1 protein-coding gene is annotated in these 546 nt (G+C 71.1%); it reads left to right on the top strand.

The features are described 5' to 3' along the window. Positions 1 to 546: histidinol-phosphate transaminase (locus tag D3D02_RS18780; RefSeq protein WP_121571352.1), on the top strand; the 546-nt coding region annotated here is incomplete at both ends.

Here is a 546-nt window from a genome sequence, read left to right as displayed (position 1 = left end):
CGGCGGCCGTCGAGGCGATCCGCGAGCACACCGACCGGGTGAACCAGTACCCGAAATCCTCGCACACCGACCTCACCGCGAAGATCGCCGAGAAGTGGGGCGTCGACGACGAGCAGGTGTGGGTCTCGCCCGGCGCCGACGGCGCGATCGACTACCTCTCGCGGGCCGCCTTAGAGCCCGGCGACGAGGTGCTGGTCCCGAGCCCGGGCTTCGCCTACTACGCGATGTCGTCGCGGTACCACCACGGCGAGGTGACGGAGTACGAGCTCTCCCCGGCCGACGGCTTCGCGCAGGACGCCGAGACGGTGCTGTCCGCCTACGGCGGCGAGCGGATCGTCTACCTCACCTCGCCGCACAACCCCTCCGGGTCGACGATCGCCCTCGACGAGGTCGAGGCGATCGCCGACGCGACCGCCGAGGAGACGCTCGTCGTCGTCGACGAGGCGTACGGGGAGTTCGCCGACGTGGACAGCGCGATCCCGCTCGTCGACGACCGCGACGACGTGGCGGTCCTCCGCACCTTCTCGAAGGCGTACGGCCTCGCCG

It is taken from the genome of Halobellus sp. Atlit-38R (genome assembly GCF_003665925.1).
GTDB lineage: Archaea > Halobacteriota > Halobacteria > Halobacteriales > Haloferacaceae > Haloquadratum > Haloquadratum inordinatus.
Note: the sequence above shows the minus strand (reverse complement) of the source record. Positions and strands in the feature narration are given on the sequence as shown.